General features: G+C 70.2%; 7 protein-coding genes. All 7 read right to left on the bottom strand.

Features of this window, described 5'->3' with window-relative positions; all coding sequences use genetic code 11:
* Nucleotide 1: 1 nt before the first annotated feature.
* Nucleotides 2-1,087 (bottom strand): c-type cytochrome, encoded by a 1,086-nt coding sequence (locus tag U5O44_RS01620; RefSeq protein WP_322586718.1) that lies wholly within the window; start codon nucleotides 1,085-1,087, stop codon nucleotides 2-4.
* Entirely contained in the window at nucleotides 1,071-2,450 is a 1,380-nt protein-coding gene (soxC, locus tag U5O44_RS01615; RefSeq protein WP_322586717.1) for a sulfite dehydrogenase, read from the bottom strand. Before soxC ends, U5O44_RS01620 begins: the two co-directional genes overlap by 17 nt.
* Before the next feature lie 14 nt (nucleotides 2,451-2,464).
* Nucleotides 2,465-2,767 carry an ArsR/SmtB family transcription factor gene (locus U5O44_RS01610; protein WP_322586716.1) on the bottom strand — a complete coding sequence of 101 codons (303 nt, stop codon included), beginning with the start codon at nucleotides 2,765-2,767 and terminating at the stop codon, nucleotides 2,465-2,467.
* Between the two features lie 187 nt (nucleotides 2,768-2,954).
* Nucleotides 2,955-4,001 (bottom strand): MBL fold metallo-hydrolase, encoded by a 1,047-nt coding sequence (locus U5O44_RS01605; RefSeq protein WP_322586715.1) that lies wholly within the window; start codon nucleotides 3,999-4,001, stop codon nucleotides 2,955-2,957.
* Nucleotides 4,002-4,071: 70 nt separating this feature from the next.
* Nucleotides 4,072-5,874, bottom strand: a complete 1,803-nt coding sequence (locus U5O44_RS01600) for a putative bifunctional diguanylate cyclase/phosphodiesterase (protein WP_322586714.1) — start codon at nucleotides 5,872-5,874, stop codon at nucleotides 4,072-4,074.
* 10 nt (nucleotides 5,875-5,884) lie between these two features.
* Nucleotides 5,885-8,431, bottom strand: coding sequence for a hybrid sensor histidine kinase/response regulator (locus tag U5O44_RS01595; RefSeq protein ID WP_322586713.1), 2,547 nt, complete (start codon nucleotides 8,429-8,431; stop codon nucleotides 5,885-5,887).
* Nucleotides 8,428-18,312 carry a cadherin domain-containing protein gene (locus U5O44_RS01590; protein ID WP_322586712.1) on the bottom strand — a complete coding sequence of 3,295 codons (9,885 nt, stop codon included), beginning with the start codon at nucleotides 18,310-18,312 and terminating at the stop codon, nucleotides 8,428-8,430. Before U5O44_RS01590 ends, U5O44_RS01595 begins: the two co-directional genes overlap by 4 nt.
* Nucleotides 18,313-18,323 lie beyond the last annotated feature (11 nt).

The following is an 18,323-nucleotide window of genomic DNA, read 5'->3' as shown; positions in this document are numbered from 1 at the left end:
TTCATTTCTTGGCGCCATCGGTCAGCCATTGGCCGATCATACGGGCCTCGGTATCCGAGAGGGTCTGTGGCGGCATCGGGATTTGCCCCCAGACACCACTGCCACCGGCCTTGATCTTGCCGGCCAGGTAGGCCGCACCGTCCGCCTGGGCACCGTACTTCTTCGCGATCTCGCGGAAGGACGGTCCGACCAGCTTGTTGTCCATGCCGTGGCAGGCGGTGCAACTGTATTTCGACAGCAGCGCCGTGACCGCCGCCGAGCTGTCCGCGGCCTTGGCCGGCGCAGCCGTGGCTGCCACGGCCGCCGCCGCGACCGCCACACCCGCCGGACGGGTCGTGTCCGCCCCGCGCTGCGCACCGACCAGGCGGTTCTGCTCGGCCAGGTTGCCGTGGGCATTGCGGGCAAAGTCCGGCAGGAAGGAGGCCACCTTCGGCTCGGCCTCGCAATTCGTCATGCAGGCCACCGCCTTCACGTCGGGCTTGCCGGCGGTCTTCAGCGACTTGCCGGGCCACATGCCGTGGTCCAGCGTCATGCCGTTGCGGTTGGGCATGCGGGCCTGGACCTCGGCGATGTTCTGGTCGGACATCACATAGTTGTCCGGCAGCACCCCGCCCAGGTTCAGCAGATAGGCCGTCACCGCGTAGACCTCGTCGGCCTTGAGCGACTTCGGCTGCGTCCAGGGCATGGCACGGTTGATGTAGTCCCACAGCGTCGAGACGGTGGATACCTTCATCAGCGTCGTGCGGCCAGGATAGGACGTGTCGGTCAGCCGGGCGACACGGCCCGTCTTCACATCCTCGGCGGTGGTGCCGCCGACCAGCGGGCTGAACACCTCGTTGGACTCGCCGAACACGCCGTGGCAGTGGGCGCACTTGCCCTCCCACACCTCCTGGCCCATCGCGACCGAACCCGATCCCTTGGGCAGGCCCTTGAAGTCGGGCCGCACGTCGATGTCCCAGGCGGCGATTTCCTTCGGCGTGGCCGGACGGCCGATGCCAGGCAGCACCGCCTGCGCCAGCGCCGCGCTGGACATCAGCGCCAGTGCCGCGGCAGCGATCAGACGGAACCCATCACGAGAGCTGGACATTTTTCACCTCCCCGCTTTCCTGCACCAGCCAGGTCTGGACGGCGTTGTTGTGGTAGATCGAGCGCGTGCCGCGCACGGCGCGCAGTTGCTTGTAGGTCGGCTGCACATAGCCGGTGTCGTCGGTGGCGCGGCTCTGGATCAGCGCGGGCTTGCCGTCCCAGACCCAGTCGATGTTGAAGCGCGTCAGCGACTTGTTCTGCACCGGCCCCTCGATGCGCGCCGGTCGCCAGTTGCGGCCACCGTCCACCGAGACGTCAACCTTCTTGATCCGCCCCTTGCCCGACCACGCCAGCCCGGTGATGTTGTAGAAGCCCTTGTCCAGCAGCACCTGACCGCCCGAGGGCGTCGTCACCACGCTCTTGCATTCCTGGATATTGGTGTACTGCCGGTGCAGGCCGCTGGGCATCAGGTCCATGTAGTGGACCGCCTCGTCTTTGGCGCCGTAGGGCGCGTCCCCGACCTCGATGCGCCGCAGGTACTTGACCCAGCTCACGCCCTGGATGCCCGGCACGATCAGCCGCAGCGGGTAGCCGTTCTCGGGGCGCAGCATCTCGCCGTTCTGCCCGTAGGCGACGAAGACCTCGCCCGACTCGACCAGCTCCATCGGGATCGTGCGCGTCATCGACGAGCCGTCGGCGCCTTCGCCCAGCACGTAGCGCGCCTTCTTGTAGTCGACGCCGCACAGGTCGAACAGGATCTTCAGCGGCACGCCGGTGAACTCGCTGCAGGAGACCATGCCGTGCGTGTACTGCACGGTCGGCACGGCGACGTTGCCCCACTCGACGGCCGTGTTCGCGCCGCACTCGATGAAGTGGAAGCGCGACACCGACGGCAGCCGCATGATCTCGTCCACCGTGAAGACCTTCGGGGTCTTCATCAGCGTCGGGTCGGAGCCGTTGAGCATCAGGCGGTGCTTGCTCGGGTCGATGTCCCACCAGCCCTGGTGGTGGCGCTCGAAATGCAGGCCGCTGGGCGTGACGATGCCGAACAGCGACTGCAGCGGCGCGAACGACACCGAAGCCTGCGTGGTCTGCGTCAGACCCGGGCTCTGGCGGCGCTGGACGTTGGTCTCGTACTTCGACGGCTTGCCGTAGCCCTCGGTGGCCACACCCTGGCCCAGTCCGACCGTGTGCTCGGGCAGGTTCAGGATGTTCGGATCACCGCCTTCGGCCGGCACCGGGTTGGCCTGGGCCAGCACCAGGGGTGCAGCACCTGCCGCCGCCGCCCCGGCAAAGGCACGGCGGATGAAATCACGCCGGCCAGCCTTGGCCTCCTGGAACACGGTCCTGACCCCGGCGGGATCGAGGAAGTTTTCCGGCGCCTTGATCAGGCGGCCGGACGCTTGGGATGGATCGCTCGACACGCAAAAGCTCCTCTTCAAATCTTCGGTCCGTCGCGCACGGCCTCGCATAGCACCTGCACACGGTCATTGGCAATCCGGTACCAGACCTGCGCCCCGACCCGCCGCCGGGCCAGGATGCCGCAGCGGTAGAGCGTGGCCAGGTGCTGCGACAGGTTGGGCTGACTTGCGCCGACCCGCTCGGTCAACTGCCCGACGTTCTGTTCGCCATCCAGCAGCTCGCAGACGATGCGCAAGCGGATGGGCGCCGAGAGCAGCCCGAACAGCTCGGCCGCCAGCTCGAAGACCCGGTCACTGTCGGAATTTCCTGAAGCACCCACAAAATTCCGTCCTGCCGTCCGTTTGACTATTTAGATATAAGCACAAACGGATGTTATGGGGTTTGCTGCTTCCGGACCTTGGTAGAAACACGGAGTCGACCGGCGACTGCAACCTGGACGCCACACCTGCACGCCGCTGCACATGATCTGGATCAAGGCAATGGCAAGCAAAGTCTGCAGGGCAGTGTCAGAAGGCTTCCTTCTCGGCCTCCAGGTAGGCCAGGCTGACGTACTTGCCGATGTTGCTGTCGAAGCCGGCCATCGTCTTGGCACGGGTCGCCACACGTGGATCCCGCAGCACCATGGCCTTGGCGGCGGCCTCGTCCCGCCCATCCTTGACCGCCTGCACACACGGCTCCCAGATGCCGGCGAGAAAGCGCCCGTAGGCGTCGAGCAGGTCACGCGCCGGCTCGCCGTGGCCGGGTACCCAGAGCTGCGGGCCGGTGAGCGCCTGCATCGCCGCGTAATAGCGGAAGGTGCCCGCGTAGGAGCCGTCGTCCAGGTTGGCGATGCGGTTGGTCATGGCGATGTCGCCGACATGGGTGACACCATCCTCGACCACCTGCACGCACAGGTCGGACGGGGTGTGCGCCGTGCCGTGGTGGTGCATCACCAGCGTCACGTCGCCGAAGCGCAGACGCTGGCCGGGCGTGACCTCGCGGTTGGGCACGACGACCTCGGTGCCGACGGTGGCCTGGTTGGTCCAGCGCTCCATCAGCGAACGCCAGAGGCTGCCCTCGGCACCCCGGATCTGCGCGACCGTGTGCGGCAGCGCATGGATGGGCAGGTCGGCGCCGAAGGTCTGCGCAAAGGCGTGGTTGCCCAGCCAGTGGTCGCCGTGGTAGTGGCTGTTGAAAACGGCGATCACCGGCTTCGGTGTCACGGTCCGGATCATGCGGATCGCCATCTCGCCGATCTGCAGCGAAGCACCCGTGTCGAGCACGACCACCCCCGCCGACGTGACGACGAAGGCCATGCTGGCCATCAGGCCGCGGTTTTCCGGGGTGGGAAAGCCGTCCTGGGCGTAGAGGAGCCAGACGTGCGGGCTGAGCTGGCGCGGCTTCACGTCGGCCACGGGCGGGCCGGTCAGGAAATCGCCGGCCTGTGCGGCCAGCAGGCGCGCCTCGGGCAAGACGGCCAGCCCGGCCCCCAGCACACCGCCGAGGCCCAGACCCATCCGGCCCAGCGCCCCGCGGCGTGTCAGCGGCTGGGGGGAAAGCTTGGGGGAACTCATGTCGCGTCTCCTGCGGATCCGCCAAGGAATCCAAATATCGCTGTTCGCTGATATTAACCCAGGAATTTCCTCAGGAGCGGACAGGTGTCCCGTTCACTGCACGGACCTTGGCGATGAACTGCTCGGCCGGCAAGGCGGGGCTGCACAGGAAACCCTGGTAGCAGTCGCAGTGCAGCGCCTGCATGGCGGCCCGCTGGTCCTCGGTTTCCACGCCCTCGGCCACCACGCGCATCCCCAGGCTGTGGCCGAGCACGACCAGCGCCCGCACGATCGCGGTATCGGTCCGGTCGGCCGGGGTGCCCTTGACGAAGGAGCGGTCGATCTTGAGTTCCTGCACCGGAAACTGCTTGAGGTAGCTCATCGAGGAATAGCCCGTCCCGAAGTCGTCGATCGACAGCTCGACCCCCAGCGCGCGCAGATCGTGCAGCTTGGCGGCCGTGGTCTCGACGCGGTCCATCAGCATGCTCTCGGTGAGTTCGAGCACGAGCTGCTTCGCCGGCACGCGGTGGCGCTGCAGCGCGTTGCGGGTGGTGTCGAGCAGCGTGCCGGAGACCACGCTGTGGCGCGCCACATTCACCGCCACGCGCACGGCCAGCCGGTGTTCAGCCCGCCACTGCGCCAGCTGCGCACAGGCGCGCTGGATCACCCATTCGCCGATCTCGACGATCAGCCCGCACTCCTCGGCGATCGAGATGAACCGCCCCGGTGGCACCAGCCCCATCTGCGGATGCTGCCAGCGCAGCAGCGCCTCGGCCCCGACGATGAAACCGGTGCGCAGATCGACCTTGGGCTGGTAGTGCAGCACCAGCTCGTCACGCTCGATGGCGCCGCGCAGCTGCGTCTCCAGCAGCAGCCGCTCGACCGAGACGGTGTTGATCTTCTCGCTGTAGAACTCGACGCCGTTGCGCCCGCTGGCCTTGACATGCAGCATCGCCACACCAGCGTTGCGCAGCAGCGAGGCGTCGTCAGTGCCGTCGTCGGGGAAGATCGAGATGCCGATGCTGGGCGTGAGGTAGACATCCTGCCCATCGACATGGAAGGAGCGCGACAAGGCCTCCAGCACCTGGCGCGCCACCCGGCTGGCCGCCTCGGGCGACGGGATGTCGGGCATCAGCAGCGCGAACTCGTCGCCCCCGAGCCGCGCCAGGAAGGGCGCGTCCCCCAGGCGCTGGCCGAGCAGGCTGTGGCTGGCGCGGGTGGTCTGGCGCAGCCGCTCGGCCACGGCCACCAGCAGCAGGTCGCCGGTGCCGTGGCCCAGGGTGTCGTTGATCTGGCGGAAGCGGTCGAGGTTGAGGTGCAGCAGCGCCAGCGTGCCGCGGCTGTAGCGGGCGCGCACCAGCCCCGCCTTGAGCTGCTCGACGAAGACGCGCCGGTTCGGCAGGCCGGTGAGCGGGTCGTCGTTGGCCAGGCGGTCCTGGTAGACCTTGAAGGCCAGGCTGTTGCGCACGCGGATCTTCAGCTCGCTGGCGTCCACCGGCTTGGAGAGGAACTCGGTCGCGCCCAGCTCCAGTGCGCGCAGCTTGCTGGCCGGGTCGCTGGCCGCGGTCAGCACGATCACTGGCGTGTAGCGCAGCCGCTCGTCCAGGCGGATCAGGCGCAGCAGGTCGAAGCCGTTCAGCTCCGGCATCATCAGGTCGAGCAGGATCAGGCCGGGGCGGTGCGTGCGGGCGGTCTCCATCGCCTGGCGCGGATCGTGGACGGCGACGAAGCGGGTGTAGCCGGCATCCTCCAGATACGCCTGGGCCACGTCGGTCATCATCGGCTCGTCGTCGACCATCATCACGGTCACATCCGACAGGCCCGGCTCGGATGGGGTCGCGGGGATGGCCGGGGCCGACGGGACGGACGGGGCGGGTGTGTGCGGTGCAGACATGCGCAGGGTCTCAGGCAAGGGTGGCGGCGGCTGCCGCCTCGCCGTGGGGGATCTCGATCCGGCGGGCGAGCGCCTGGATCTGGCGCATCACGCGCTCCAGTTCGGTGGTGTCACCGGCACGGGCCAGGCGCTCGAATTCGCGGGCCGGCTCAAAGAAGACGTCAAAGCCCACCGTGCCGCCGGCGCCCTTGAGCCAGTGCGCCAGATCGGCCAGGTCGTCGAGGCGGCGATCGTCCAGCGCCCCCTGCATGGCCACCAGCTTGTCCGGCAGCGTGCGGCAGAAGGTCTGGACCACGCGGGACAGGCGCGGATGGTCGGCCAGCCGGGAGACGATGGGGGTGTCGTCGTCGCGCGCCGGGTCTGCCGACGCGCTGTCCGCCCACCGTGGCGCGGCCTCCGGCGCCATGCCGGCGACCCGGCGTCCGCCGAGGCGCTGCCCCAGCTCGGCCAGCAGCGCGTCGATGTCGACCGGCTTGGTCAGGTAGCCAGAGAAGCCGGCGGTCTCGATCTGGGCCTCGAAGCCCTTCATCGCATTCGCCGTCAGCGCCAGCACGGGCAGCGTGCAGCCGCGCTCGCGCAGGGTGCGGGTGGCGGTGTAGCCGTCCATGACGGGCATGTTGACGTCCATCAGCACGAGGTCCGGCGCCTCGCGGGCGACCATGTCCAGTGCCACCGCGCCGTCCTCGGCCTCCACCACGGTCAACCCGGCCGACTCCAGCACCAGCCGCACCAGCTCGCGGTTCTCGGCGCCGTCGTCGACCACCAGCACGCGGCCGGCGTCGAACTGCCAGTGCACCGTGCCGCCGCCCGTCCGGGGCCGCGCGACCGCAGCCAGTGCCTGCGGGCTGAGCCATTCGTCCGGATCCAGCGCGTCCAGTGGCCCGGTCTCCAGCGTGACGTGGAAGGTACTGCCCTGCCCCGGCACGCTGCTCACCGTCACATCCCCGCCCAGCGCACGGGCGAAGCGCCGGCTGATCGCCAGCCCCAGCCCCGTGCCGCCGAACTGGCGTGTCGTCGAGGCCTCTGCCTGCACGAAGGGCTCGAAGATGGCATCGAGCTTGTCGGCCGGGATGCCGATGCCGGTATCGGCGATGTCGATGCACAGCCGGTTCTCCGGCGCGCCGCGCTGCAGCGAGACCCGCACCGTGACGCCGCCCTCGCGGGTGAATTTCAGCGCATTGCCCACCAGATTGGTGAGGATCTGGCGCAGCCGGCCGGGGTCCGTCAACAGCGTGGCCGGCAGTGCCTCGGCAAACTCGATGGCCAGGAACACATCCTTCTCGTCGGCCCGCAGCCGCATGATGTCGATCACCTCGTGCAGCACCGCGTGGACCGCACACGGCACGCACTCCACCTCCAGCCGCCCGGCCTCGACCTTGGACAGGTCGAGGATGTCGTTGATGAGGGCCAGCAGATGGCGACCACTGCCGAGGATGGTGTCGAGGTGGCGGCGCGTGTCCTGCGGGTTGTTCTGCCAGCCGCGGCGCAGCAGCTCGGCAAAACCTAGGATGGCGTTCATCGGCGTGCGGATCTCGTGGCTCATGTTGGCCAGGAAATCGCTCTTGGCGCGGTTGGCGGCCTCGGCGGCGTCGCGGGCCAGCCGGAGCTGGACCTCCTGCTCCTCCAGCATCGTCACATCGTCCAGGCTGATCAGCGTGCCGGCGGGCTGGCCACCCGGGCCGGGCACGGGCGAGGCATTGACCATGAAGGTGCGGGCGCGGCCCTGCGCGTCGGTCAGGTGCATCAGCACATTGCGCCGCGCCTGCCCGTCGGTGAAGACCTGCTGCCACGGCGTCCCCGCCACCCCGGCCTGCTCCGGCTGCGACCAGCCCAGCCCGCTCGCGCTGCGGCCGATGAGCGCATCGCTGTCCTGCCCGACCACTTCGCTGAACGCGCGGTTGGCCAGCACGATGCGCCCCGCCGGGTCCAGCACCATCAGCCCTTCGGCCAGCGTGTCAAAGGCGGTCCGCACCCGGCCCGGGATTACCCGGGAGGGGTCCAGGTGCCGCAGCATCCGGCGCAGGTAGACATAGAACAGCACAAAACAGCTCAGCGCCGTGGCCGCCACCAGCAGCTCGGTCGACCCGAGCCAGCCGCGCACGCTGGCATGGTCGTGCAGCGGGTCGAACTGCAGCTCTGCCTCGCCCCACGGGGCGCCGCCTTGCACCAGCTGCAGGCGCAGACGGGTCTCGGTGGAGGCGGGGGTCTGGGTCGGGTGGTCGGCGGGAGGGTCGGTGGCGGGGTCGGCCACGGGCGTGCCGGCCTGCAGGTGCAGCACCCCATCGGCCCGCTGCAGGCGAATCGACCGCAGGGCCGGGTTGCGCTGCACCACGAAGTCCAGCACCTGCTGCAGGCGCCCGCGGTCCTCCTCGTCGAGCATCGCCATGCTGCTGACCGCCACGGTCTCGGCCAGCGCGACACGGCCGGCCCGCAGTGCGCTGTCGCGGTCGGGCACCAGCCCGGCGAACTGCGCCATCAGCAGCACGCTGACCACCAGCGAACTCAGCCCCAGCGCCAGATGGAAGCGCGAGGACAGGTGTTGGAAGCGGAACTTCATGCGGGTGTCTCCGGCAATCCAGGGGCATCGGCGGCGCCGGCGGCCGGACGGACCAGCAGGCGGCGGGCCTTGCTGAAGAGTTTCTCGATCGGGTCGTCCTCCTCGGCGCCACTGCTGTCCATGTCCCCGGTGTCCTCTGACCCGGCGGCAGCACCCTCGGCGCGGCGGATTTCCGCCAGCACCGGCAGCGGGTCCATGCCCGCCCAGGCCGGCACGACCGACATCAGGCTGGTCATCAGCACCCCGCCACGCACCAGCCAGACGACATAGCCGACCGACAGGCCGGTCGAGACCAGCGCCGTCGAGGCCAGCGTGACCATCCCGGCCTGCTGCGCGTCGGCGACTTCCTGGCGCAGCCGGTCGAGCTGCTCGGCCAGCGAGGTGCCCGAGCGGCTGCCCCACAGGTCGAGTTCGGTCACCAGCCGCCTGGGGGCCTCAGCGCTTTCGGAGGGCAAGTCCAGCGCGGCTTCGATCCGCTCGGCGACCGGCGTCAGCCCGGCCCGCGCCGCCGCCGAGCGCGACACCGCCGCACCCACCTCGGCCGCCTTCGTGCCAGCAGAACGTCCGGAGCCCGCGGTGGTCTCGCCCCCCTGCCCCAGACCGAGGCTGGCATCGCCCCCGCCGTCGGACAAGGCAGCGGGCGGCGACGCAGCGCGGCGGGTGTCGGCCACCGCCGCCTCGGCCACACCGGACTCGGCACTGTCGGACGACGCGGACGGCCGGTCACCCGACAGCAAGGCCACCGGCGCCATCTCCAGCGCCGTGCGCGGCGCCGTCTGGCGCTCCACCCCGGGCGAGCCGACCAGCACGTCCGACACCCCGTCGCTCAGCCGCAGGGCGTAGCGCGCCGACGTGCTGCCGACGGGCGCCACCCAGGCCACCTGCGCCGCATCCAGCTCCGCCTGCGTGAAGACCTGCACCGCCTGTCCGGGCTGCACGGCACGCTCGAATTGCCCGCCCTCCACCACGTCGACCCGGTAGGTCAGCGCCGAAGCCGGTGTGTCCGGATCGCGCGCCTGCAGCACGAGCGTCACCACACCATCGGTGAGCAGCAGCACATTGCGCGTGACCACCGGAGCCTCGTCCACATTGGTCACCGTGATCTGCAGCGCCTGCTGCGCCGTCAAGGCCCCGTCGCTGACCTGGACCGTCACGTCGTAGCGGTGGTCGGCATCGGCGTCGGTCGGCTGCTCGCGGTCCGGCGCTTGGCGGAAGGACAGCACGCCCGTGGCCGCATCGACCACGAAACGCGCCGCATCGGCCCCGCCCACCACCGCGTAGCGCAACGGCGTGACGGCGCCCGGATCGGTGTCCGGACCCATGTCCACATCGGTGCCGACGAGGGTGCCGACCACGGCGGTGTTTTCCAGCTGGTCGAGCGCCACCGTGGCAGCCCCGCCCCCGCTGACGAAGCGCGGCGCGTCGTTGACCGCACGCACCTGCAGCACAGCCTGCAGCGCCGTGCTGGCCTGGCCGTCGTCCACCGTGCCCGCCAGCGCCACGGCGCCGTGCCAGTCCGCGGCCGGGTCGAAACGCCAGCGTCCGCCGCCCAGATCGGTCAGGGTACCCGCGCCGGACACGGCCTGCAGGCCGGTCACGGTCAGCGGGTCGCCTTCGGCGTCGGTGGCTCCGGCGAGCAGTTCCGCCGCCGTGAAGACGCGGGGGGTGTCCTCGTCCAGCGTGCCAAGGTCGACCCGGTTCACCACCGGCGCGTCGTTCACCGGCGTGAAGGCCACCACGCCCGGCTGCGCCGCCAGCGTGCTGCGGTCATCGGCCAGCACCAGCCGGTAGGACGGCGCTGCCTCGCCCCCGTCGGCGACGAAACGGATGGCACCGGCGTCGACCTCGGCCTGGGTGAACTGGGTGATCGCCACGCCCGGCGTCGCCACGGTCTCGAAGCGCCCGCCGGCCAGATCCTGCACGCGGTAGACCAGCCGCGCCGCGTCGGTGTCCATATCGCGGGCGAGCAGCACGGGCACGGCCATGCCGCCTTCGCTCACCGCCAGCGTGTTCGCCAGCAGTTCCGGGGCCTCGTCCACGTTGTCCACCACGACCGCGAGGGACTGCGAGACGCTGTGCAGCCCGTCGCTGACACGGACGATGAGGTCGTAGACGCCATCCGCGTCGGCATCGCCCGGGGTCTCGTGGTCGGGGGCCAGACGCCAGCGCAGCTCGCCCGTGGTTGCCTCGATGGTGAACCGCGCAGCATCCGCGCCGCCGGCCAGCGCATAAGTCAGGGTGTCGGCGGGCAGATCGGCATCGCGGGCCTGCACACGGGTGACGGCCAGGGTGTTCTCGTCGACATGGCGCACGGCAGTGATGCCGCCGCCGTCGCTGGTGAGGACGGGAATGTGGTCGTTCAGGGGCAGCACCGTGATCTGCAAGGCCTGGGTATCGGTGTACAGGCCATCGCTGACCTGCACGGTGAGGTCGTAGGTGTTGTCCGCGCCCTGGTCGAGTGGCTGTTCGGCGTCCGGTGCACGGGCGAACCGCAGCACGCCGGTCACCGCGTCGAGCGTGAACAGCGCGGCGTCGGCGCCCCCGGCCAGCGTGTAGCGCAGCGTCTCGGCCGGCAGGTCGGCATCGGTGGCCCGCACCTGGGTCACGGCGGTGTCGCTGCCCTCCGGCACGGTCAGCGCGGCCGTGGCACCGCCGCCGTCCGAGCCGATGACCGGCGCCTGGTCGTTGACGGCCAGGACCGCCACCGTGAAGGCGCGGGTCACCGTGCTGCCATCGGCCGAGGTGGCGCGCAACACCAGGCTGCGCGCGGCGACGCCTTCTTCGTGCACCGTGCGCGCCAGTGTCACGACGCCGGTGGCCGGGTCCACCGCAAAGCGGCCTTCGGCGGAGTCGTCGAGTGCATACATGACGGTGTTGGCACTGGCGTCGCCGTCCACCGCCCAGCCCTGCACCCCCACGGCCGTGCCGACCGCCGCGGTCTCCAGCACGGCATCGGCGCGGCCGTCGGCGTCCTTCAGCGGACCCAGATCGACTTCATCGACATCCGTCACCGCCACGGTGAAGGCGCGGGTCGTGGTGCTGCCGTCGGCCGAGGTGGCACGCACGACCAGGGTGTGCTCCAGGGCGTTTTCCGCGTCCAGTGCCGCAGCCACGGTGACGACGCCCGTGGCCGAGTCGATCGCGAAGCGGCCGCCTGCGCTGTCGAGCAGTGCGTAGGTGACGGCGCTGAGGCCGATGTCAGCGTCCACCGCGTGCGCCTGGAGGCCGACCGGCGTGCCGACCACGGCATCTTCCGCCACGGTGTCCGGCGCAGCATCGGCATCGGCGATCGCGGTGAGGTCGAACTCGTCCACATCCGTCACCGCCACCGCGAAGGCCTGGGTCCAGCGACTCCCGTCGACCGAGGTGGCCAGCACGACCACGGTGTAGCCGAGGGCGTTTTCCGCGTCCAGCGCGGCGGCGACGGTGAGCAGACCGGTGCTGGCGTCGATGGCGAAACGCCCGCCCGCATCGTCCAGCAGCGCGTACGTGACGGCGTTGGTGGTGGCGTCCGCGTCGATCGCCCGGGCGCGCAGACCGGTGCTGGTGCCGACCGCGGCGTCTTCCGCCACGGTGTCGGGCGCAGCATCGGCATCGGCGATGGCCGTCAGGTCGAACTCGTCCACATCGGTCACCGCCACCTCGAAGGCCTGGGTCCAGCGACTCCCGTCGGCCGAAGTGGCCAGCACGACCACGGTGTGGCCGAGGGCGTTTTCCGCGTCCAGCGCGGCGGCGACGGTGAGCAGACCGGTGCTGGCGTCGATGGCAAAACGCCCGCCCGCATCGTCCAGCAGCGCGTACGTGACGGCGTTGGTGGTGGCGTCCGCATCGACCGCCCGGGCGCGCAGGCCGGTGCTGGTGCCAACCGCGGCGTCTTCCGCCACGGTGTCCGGCGCAGCATCGGCATCGGCGATGGCCGTCAGGTCGAACTCGTCCACATCGGTCACCGCCACCGCGAAGGCCTGGGTCCAGCGACTCCCGTCGACCGAGGTGGCCAGCACGACCACGGTGTGGCCGAGGGCGTTTTCCGCGTCCAGCGCGGCGGCGACGGTGAGCAGACCGGTGCTGGCGTCGATGGCAAAACGCCCGCCCGCATCGTCCAGCAGCGCGTACGTGACGGCGTTGGTGGTGGCGTCCGCGTCGATCGCCCGGGCGCGCAGACCGGTGCTGGTGCCAACCGCGGCGTCTTCCGCCACGGTGTCGGGCGCAGCATCGGCATCGGCGATGGCGGTGAGGTCGAACTCGTCCACATCCGTCACCGCGACCGTGTACGACTGCGTCTGCGCACTGCCATCGCTGGACACCGCCCGCACGACGAAGGTGTGGCTCTGCGCGGTTTCCGCATCGAGCGCCGCCGCCACCGTCACCACGCCGGTGCTGGCGTCAATGGCGAAGCGCCCGCCTGCGCTGTCGAGCAGGCTGTAGGTGACAGCGTTGTTGGTCACGTCGGCGTCCACCGCCCGGGCCGTGATCCCGACCCGGGTGCCGATCGCCACGTTTTCGGCCAGCACCTCGGGCGCCGCATCCGTGTCGGTGATGGCCGTCAGGTCGAACTCGTCCACATCCGTCACCGCGACCGTGTACGACTGCGTCTGCGCGCTGCCATCGCTGGACACCGCCTGCACGACGAAGGTGTGACTCTGCGCGGTTTCCGCATCGAGCGCGCGGGCGATGGTGACCACGCCGGTGGTGGCATGGATGGCGAAGCGCCCGCCCGCGTCGTCCAGCAGCGTGTAGCGCACGTCGTGGTCGGTGGCGTCCGGATCCTGCGCCTGCGCGGTCACGCCGACGAGGGTGCCGACCGGGTCGTCCTCGCGGACCACCTCCGCACCGGCGTTGCGGTCGGTGATGGCGGAGAGCCCGTGCTCGTTCACGTCCTGCACGGCAATCGTCACCGTCAGCGTGCTGGCACTGCCATCGTCCGACACGGCCCGCACGACGACGGTGTGCACCAGCGCGGTTTCCGCGTCCAGCAGTCCGGCCACGGTGAGCACGCCGGTGTCGGCATCGATGGCGAAACGCCCGCCCGCCGAGTCGTCGAGGCGGTAGGTGGTGCGGCTGTTGGTGGCGTCCGCATCGACGGCACGCAGCTGCACGCCCACGGTGCTGCCGATCGCCGCGTTTTCCTGCACGCCATCCACCGCGCCATCGGTGTCGGCCAGGGGGCCGAGGGCGAACTCGTCGACGTCCGCGACCGTGATGGTCAGTGTCTGCGTGTCGGTGCGCAGGCCATCACTGACCTGAACGACCACGGTGTAGGCGTTGTCCAGATCGGCGTCGCGCGGCGTTTCCGCGTCCGGCGACGTGGTGAAACGCAGCGCGCCACTGGCGGCGTCGAGCGTGAACAGCGCCTGGTCAGCGCCGCCGATCAGCGTGTAGACCAGCGGGCCGGGGGCCGCATCGGCGTCGGTGGCGGCGATGGTGGTGACTGCGGAGGTGTTCTCCTGCACGGTCAGGGTCGCCGTGGTGCCGCCACCGCCGGAGCCGATGACGGGCGCGAACAGGTTGGCCCGCGTGATCGCCACCGAGAAGCTGCTGGTCGCCACGCTGCCATCGGCCGAGGTGGCCTCCACCACCAGGGACTGGGTGGTGTCGGCGTCGCCCGTCAGGGCGCGAGCGAGCGTGACCACGCCCGTGTCGGCGTCGATGGCAAAGCGCCCGCCCGCATCGTCGGACAGGGTGTAGGTGATCTGGTTCAGGCCCACATCGGCGTCGCTGGCCGAGGCGGTGATGCCCACGGCCGTGCCGACGGCGTCGATGTTGCGGACGGTGTTGGCGGCCGTGTCGGCATCGACCGGGGGCACGACGTCGGACTCGTCCACGTCCTCCACCTGGAGGGTGAAGCTCTGGCTGGACAGGCTGCCGTCGGTCGAGCGGGCCTGGACGGTGATGCGGTGACTCAGGGCGGTTTCGGCATCCAGCGTGCGGGCCACGGTCACCACGCCGCTGCTGGCACCGATGGCGAAGCGCCCGCCCGCGTCGTCGGTGAGCGAGTAGGTGATGCTGCTGTCGCCGAGGTCGGCGTCGCTTGCCACGGCGGTGATGCCGACCGTGGTGCCGACCGCGGCGCTTTCCTGCACGCGGTCGGCCGCCGCATCCGCATCGGCAGGGGTGCCCACGTCGAACTCGTCGAGGTCGCGCACCGTCAGCACGAAGACGAGCATCTCGACACTGCCGTCGCTGGAGGCGGCGCGCACGGTGATGCGGTGGGCGGTGGCGGCCTCGGCGTCCAGCAGGCCGACCACGGTGACCACGCCGGAGTTCGCGTCGATGGCGAAACGGCCCCCGGCCGTGTCGGTCAGCGCGTAGGTGACGGTGTTGAGGCTGGCGTCGGCATCGGTGGCGCGGGCGGTGAGGCCGACCCGGGTGCCGATGGCGGCGTTTTCGTCCACCTCGTCGCGGGTGACGTCCTCGTCCGTGATCGGGCTGACTGCGTGTTCGTTGGCGTCGGTGACCTCGATCTTGAGTGTCTGGGTGTCGGTGTGCAGACCGTCGCTGGCCTGGACGTCGACGTAGTAAAGGTTGTCGCGGTCGGCATCGTCGGGACGCTCGAAGTCCGGCGCGCTGCGGAAGGTGACGGCACCACTGGCGCTGTCGATGCTGAACAGCGCCTGGTCCGCCCCACCGACGATCGAGTAGGTGAGCGCCGGGCCGCCGACATCGGCATCGGTGGCGGTGACGGTAGTGACCGCCGTGGTGTTCTCGGTCACGGCCGGCGTGCCGACGGCGCCGCCGCTATCCGAGGTGATGACCGGTGTTGCGGTGTTGACGGGGACGACCGTGACCGTCAGGGTGCCGGTGGTGCCCGGGCCGGCGTCGCGGTACAGGGTGGTCACAGCGGCGGCCGGGGTCGTGCGGTGGTAGAGCGCCACGTCGTCCAGTGCGCCTGTCAGGAAGCGGGCGCTGGCGAGATCGTTCCGGGCACCCAGGTAGACCGGGCCGGCAGGTGCGATCGCATCACCGCCCTGGGTGGCGCTGGACGCGCGCAACTGGCCGTCGATGTAGACCGCCGAGCCGGCACCCGCTGTCGTGGTCAGCGTGTACTGGTGCCACTGGTTGTCGGCCAGACCGGCGACGGGGATGTCAAGTTTTGCCAAGTCGGCAACGGTATTGGCGTCGTTGCCATCGACCAGCGCCGTGCGCAGCACGTTGTTGATTCCGGAGGTGGTGACAGTGGCCTCCTGGATGAAATAGGTGTTCAGGCTGTTCTGGGCGCCGGCCGTGTCATGGGAATACAGATACTGGTACCCCGTGCCGCTGTTGCTGGCGAGCTTGAACCAGTAGGACAGCGTGAACTCGCGGGTGTAGGTGACGCCCGTCAATCCCAGCCGGTCGTCGACCCCATCGAACTGCAGCGCCTGGCCGAAGACACCCGCGGTGGCGCTGGGCTCGCCCGCCAGACGGCCGATGTCGTCGCCGAGCGGGGCATGGACGGCAAGTCCTTCGCTGCCATCGACGATCCGGTATTGCAGGGTCTCGGTCCCGACGAAACCCGCATCCGGCGTGTAGACCACCTGACCGCCGACCACCGTGGCCTTGCCATGCGCGGGCTGGCTGACCTCCAGCAGGGTCAATGCGCTGCCGCCTGTGCCGAGCCGGTCGTTCGCCAGCACATCCACCGTCACCGCGCTGGCGTGGGGCGTGCTGGCCGTGTCCGCCACCGCCACCACCTGATCGGCCACATCCGTGACCGTGACCGCCAGGGTCTGCGTATTGCTGGACAACAGCAGGTCACTGGCCTGCACCGTGACCTCGTAGACGTTGTCGCCCCCCGCATCGACCGGCCGCTCGAAGTCTGGCGCGGCCACGAAGCGCAGCACACCGCTGGTGCTGTCGATGGCGAACCGGGCCTGGTCCGCGCCGCCGACGATTGCGTACTGGACCGTCTGGATCGGCCAGTCCGCGTCGCTCGCACCGACCGTGGTGACGGCGGTGGTGTTCTCGGCGACCGAGACGGCGGCCGTGCTGGCGCCGCCGTTGGTGGTGATCAGCGGGGCGGTGTTGGCGGGCTCGAAGGTCCGGGCGTACACACCATCCTTGTCGGCGGCCGAGTCGCCGCTCCAGACCACGACGAACCGGTCGGCGTCCCGGACCGCAACCGAAGCGGCGACCTGGTCCTTGGCTGTGCTCTGGTTGACGAGGAAGGGGGTTCCCTGCACGGCACCGGCCGCATTGATCTTGCGCCCATAGATACCCAGGCCGCCGCCATCGCCGGTCTTCTGGTAGACCACGACCGCGCTGCCATCGGCGGCCATGCCGATCGACGGACTGGTGGAGACACCGGTGTCGGCGTTGAACCAGAAGCCTCGGGGGCTGCCGTCGGCGTTGTAGGTGCGCCCCCAGATGCCCGGGATGGTGTCCTGCTCCCGGTAGGCGATGACAAAGTCGCCCTGGTCGTTCATCGCCACGGCTGGCCCGACGCTGTTGGAGAGATTGTTGTCGGCCTGGGTGATGCCGCCGGCGGCTGCGCCGCTGGCGTCGTAGCGCTGGAAATACAGGTGCGATCCCTCGTTCCAGACCACCACGAAACGTCCGGTCGCGTCCATCGCCACGGCGGGGTTCAGCCCGCCGTTGAGCCTGCCGGCCACCCGGTCGGTGGCGTCCAGGGCCGTCCCGTCCTGCGCGAAACGGCGGAAGAAGACCGACTGTCCCCCCGGTCCATCCCCTTGCCACGCCACGACCACATCGCCGTTGCTGCCGTTCATGCCGATGACCGCGTTGAGCTGGTCACCGGTGTTGCTGGCGTTGGCACGGACCTCGCCGCTCAGGGCGGTGCCATCGGCGGCGAAGCGGCGGAAGTAGACGCTGGCGGTGGTGCCATCCTGGTCCTGGCTGGTCCAGACGACCGCGAACTGGCCGGTGCCGTCGCCGACGATGCGGGCATTCTCCTGGTCCTTGCTGGTGGTGGTGTTGACCTGGATCTCGCCCGTCAGCGCCGTGCCGTCGTAGGCGAAACGGCGCACGAAGACACCCTTGCCACCGCCACCCCCTTCGGGACTGGTCCACACGGCGGTGTAGTTGCCGGCGGCGTCCAGCGTCACGGCCTGCTGGCTGCCGCGGGTCTCGGCGGCGGTGTTCTGGTTCCCGCCCATGGTGGTGTTGACCTGGATCTCGTTGCCCAGCGTGCCGACCCAGTCGCGCTGGACCGGCGCATCGATCGCCACGGTGGACTCGATCACCCCGGTGAACCGCTCCAGCAGCCAGTCGCCACCGCGTGCAGCGCTGCCGGTGGTGTCGTCGCTGGCGGCCACGTCGGCGCCGGTGAGTGCGGCGAGTCCCTCGACCAGGAACAGCCCGTCGGCACCGTCGGCCACATCGCAGCCGTAGAGCATCAGGTCGGCCTGCGCGCCCAGCGCACCGCCCCAGCCCGCGATCTCGCCCGCCCGGCGCAGCAGGCTGTCGGCGTCGAGCGTGGCGCTGCCGAGCTGCAGGGCGCCGGCACTGCCGTGGCTGAACACATGCACGGCATCGAAGCGCGCCCCTTCGGCCTGCCGCTCGGCCAGGGTCTGGCCGATGCGCGCCAGGCCGTCTTCTGCAGCGGTGAAGGTGACCACCTCGATCAGCCGCCCCTGTGCGCGCTGCGCCAGCAGGCCGCTGACCAGGCCGCCGGCGTCCGGCACGCCCAGGTCGACGAAGGCGATCTCGGCGGCCGTGGGTGCCGTCACGGTGGTGCTGGTGCTGGTACTGGTGCTGGTGCCGCTCTCCAGGCGCAGCACCTGCTCCTGCACCTGCACCGGCCCCTGCATCAACGCCGTGTCGACCCCGCCCGTCCCCACGGCCCCCACGACCGCTGCCAGATCGGCAGAGTAGAGGATGCGTGGCTCCAGCGTTTCCAGCAAGGCACGGGTGCGGGCACGCAGGCGGGTGGTGGACACAGGCATGGACGGGTCGA

Source organism: Sphaerotilus sp. (genome assembly GCF_034519685.1).
Lineage (GTDB): Bacteria > Pseudomonadota > Gammaproteobacteria > Burkholderiales > Burkholderiaceae_C > Sphaerotilus.
Note: the sequence above shows the minus strand (reverse complement) of the source record. Positions and strands in the feature narration are given on the sequence as shown.

Bases quoted from the DNA above. Each gene is read 5' to 3' on its own strand.
- U5O44_RS01590 (WP_322586712.1), bottom strand. From the start codon at position 18,312: ATGCCTGTGTCCACCACCCGCCTGCGTGCCCGCACCCGTGCCTTGCTG.
- U5O44_RS01620 (WP_322586718.1), bottom strand. From the start codon at position 1,087: ATGTCCAGCTCTCGTGATGGGTTCCGTCTGATCGCTGCCGCGGCACTG.
- U5O44_RS01605 (WP_322586715.1), bottom strand. From the start codon at position 4,001: ATGAGTTCCCCCAAGCTTTCCCCCCAGCCGCTGACACGCCGCGGGGCG.
- U5O44_RS01595 (WP_322586713.1), bottom strand. From the start codon at position 8,431: ATGAAGTTCCGCTTCCAACACCTGTCCTCGCGCTTCCATCTGGCGCTG.
- U5O44_RS01600 (WP_322586714.1), bottom strand. From the start codon at position 5,874: ATGTCTGCACCGCACACACCCGCCCCGTCCGTCCCGTCGGCCCCGGCC.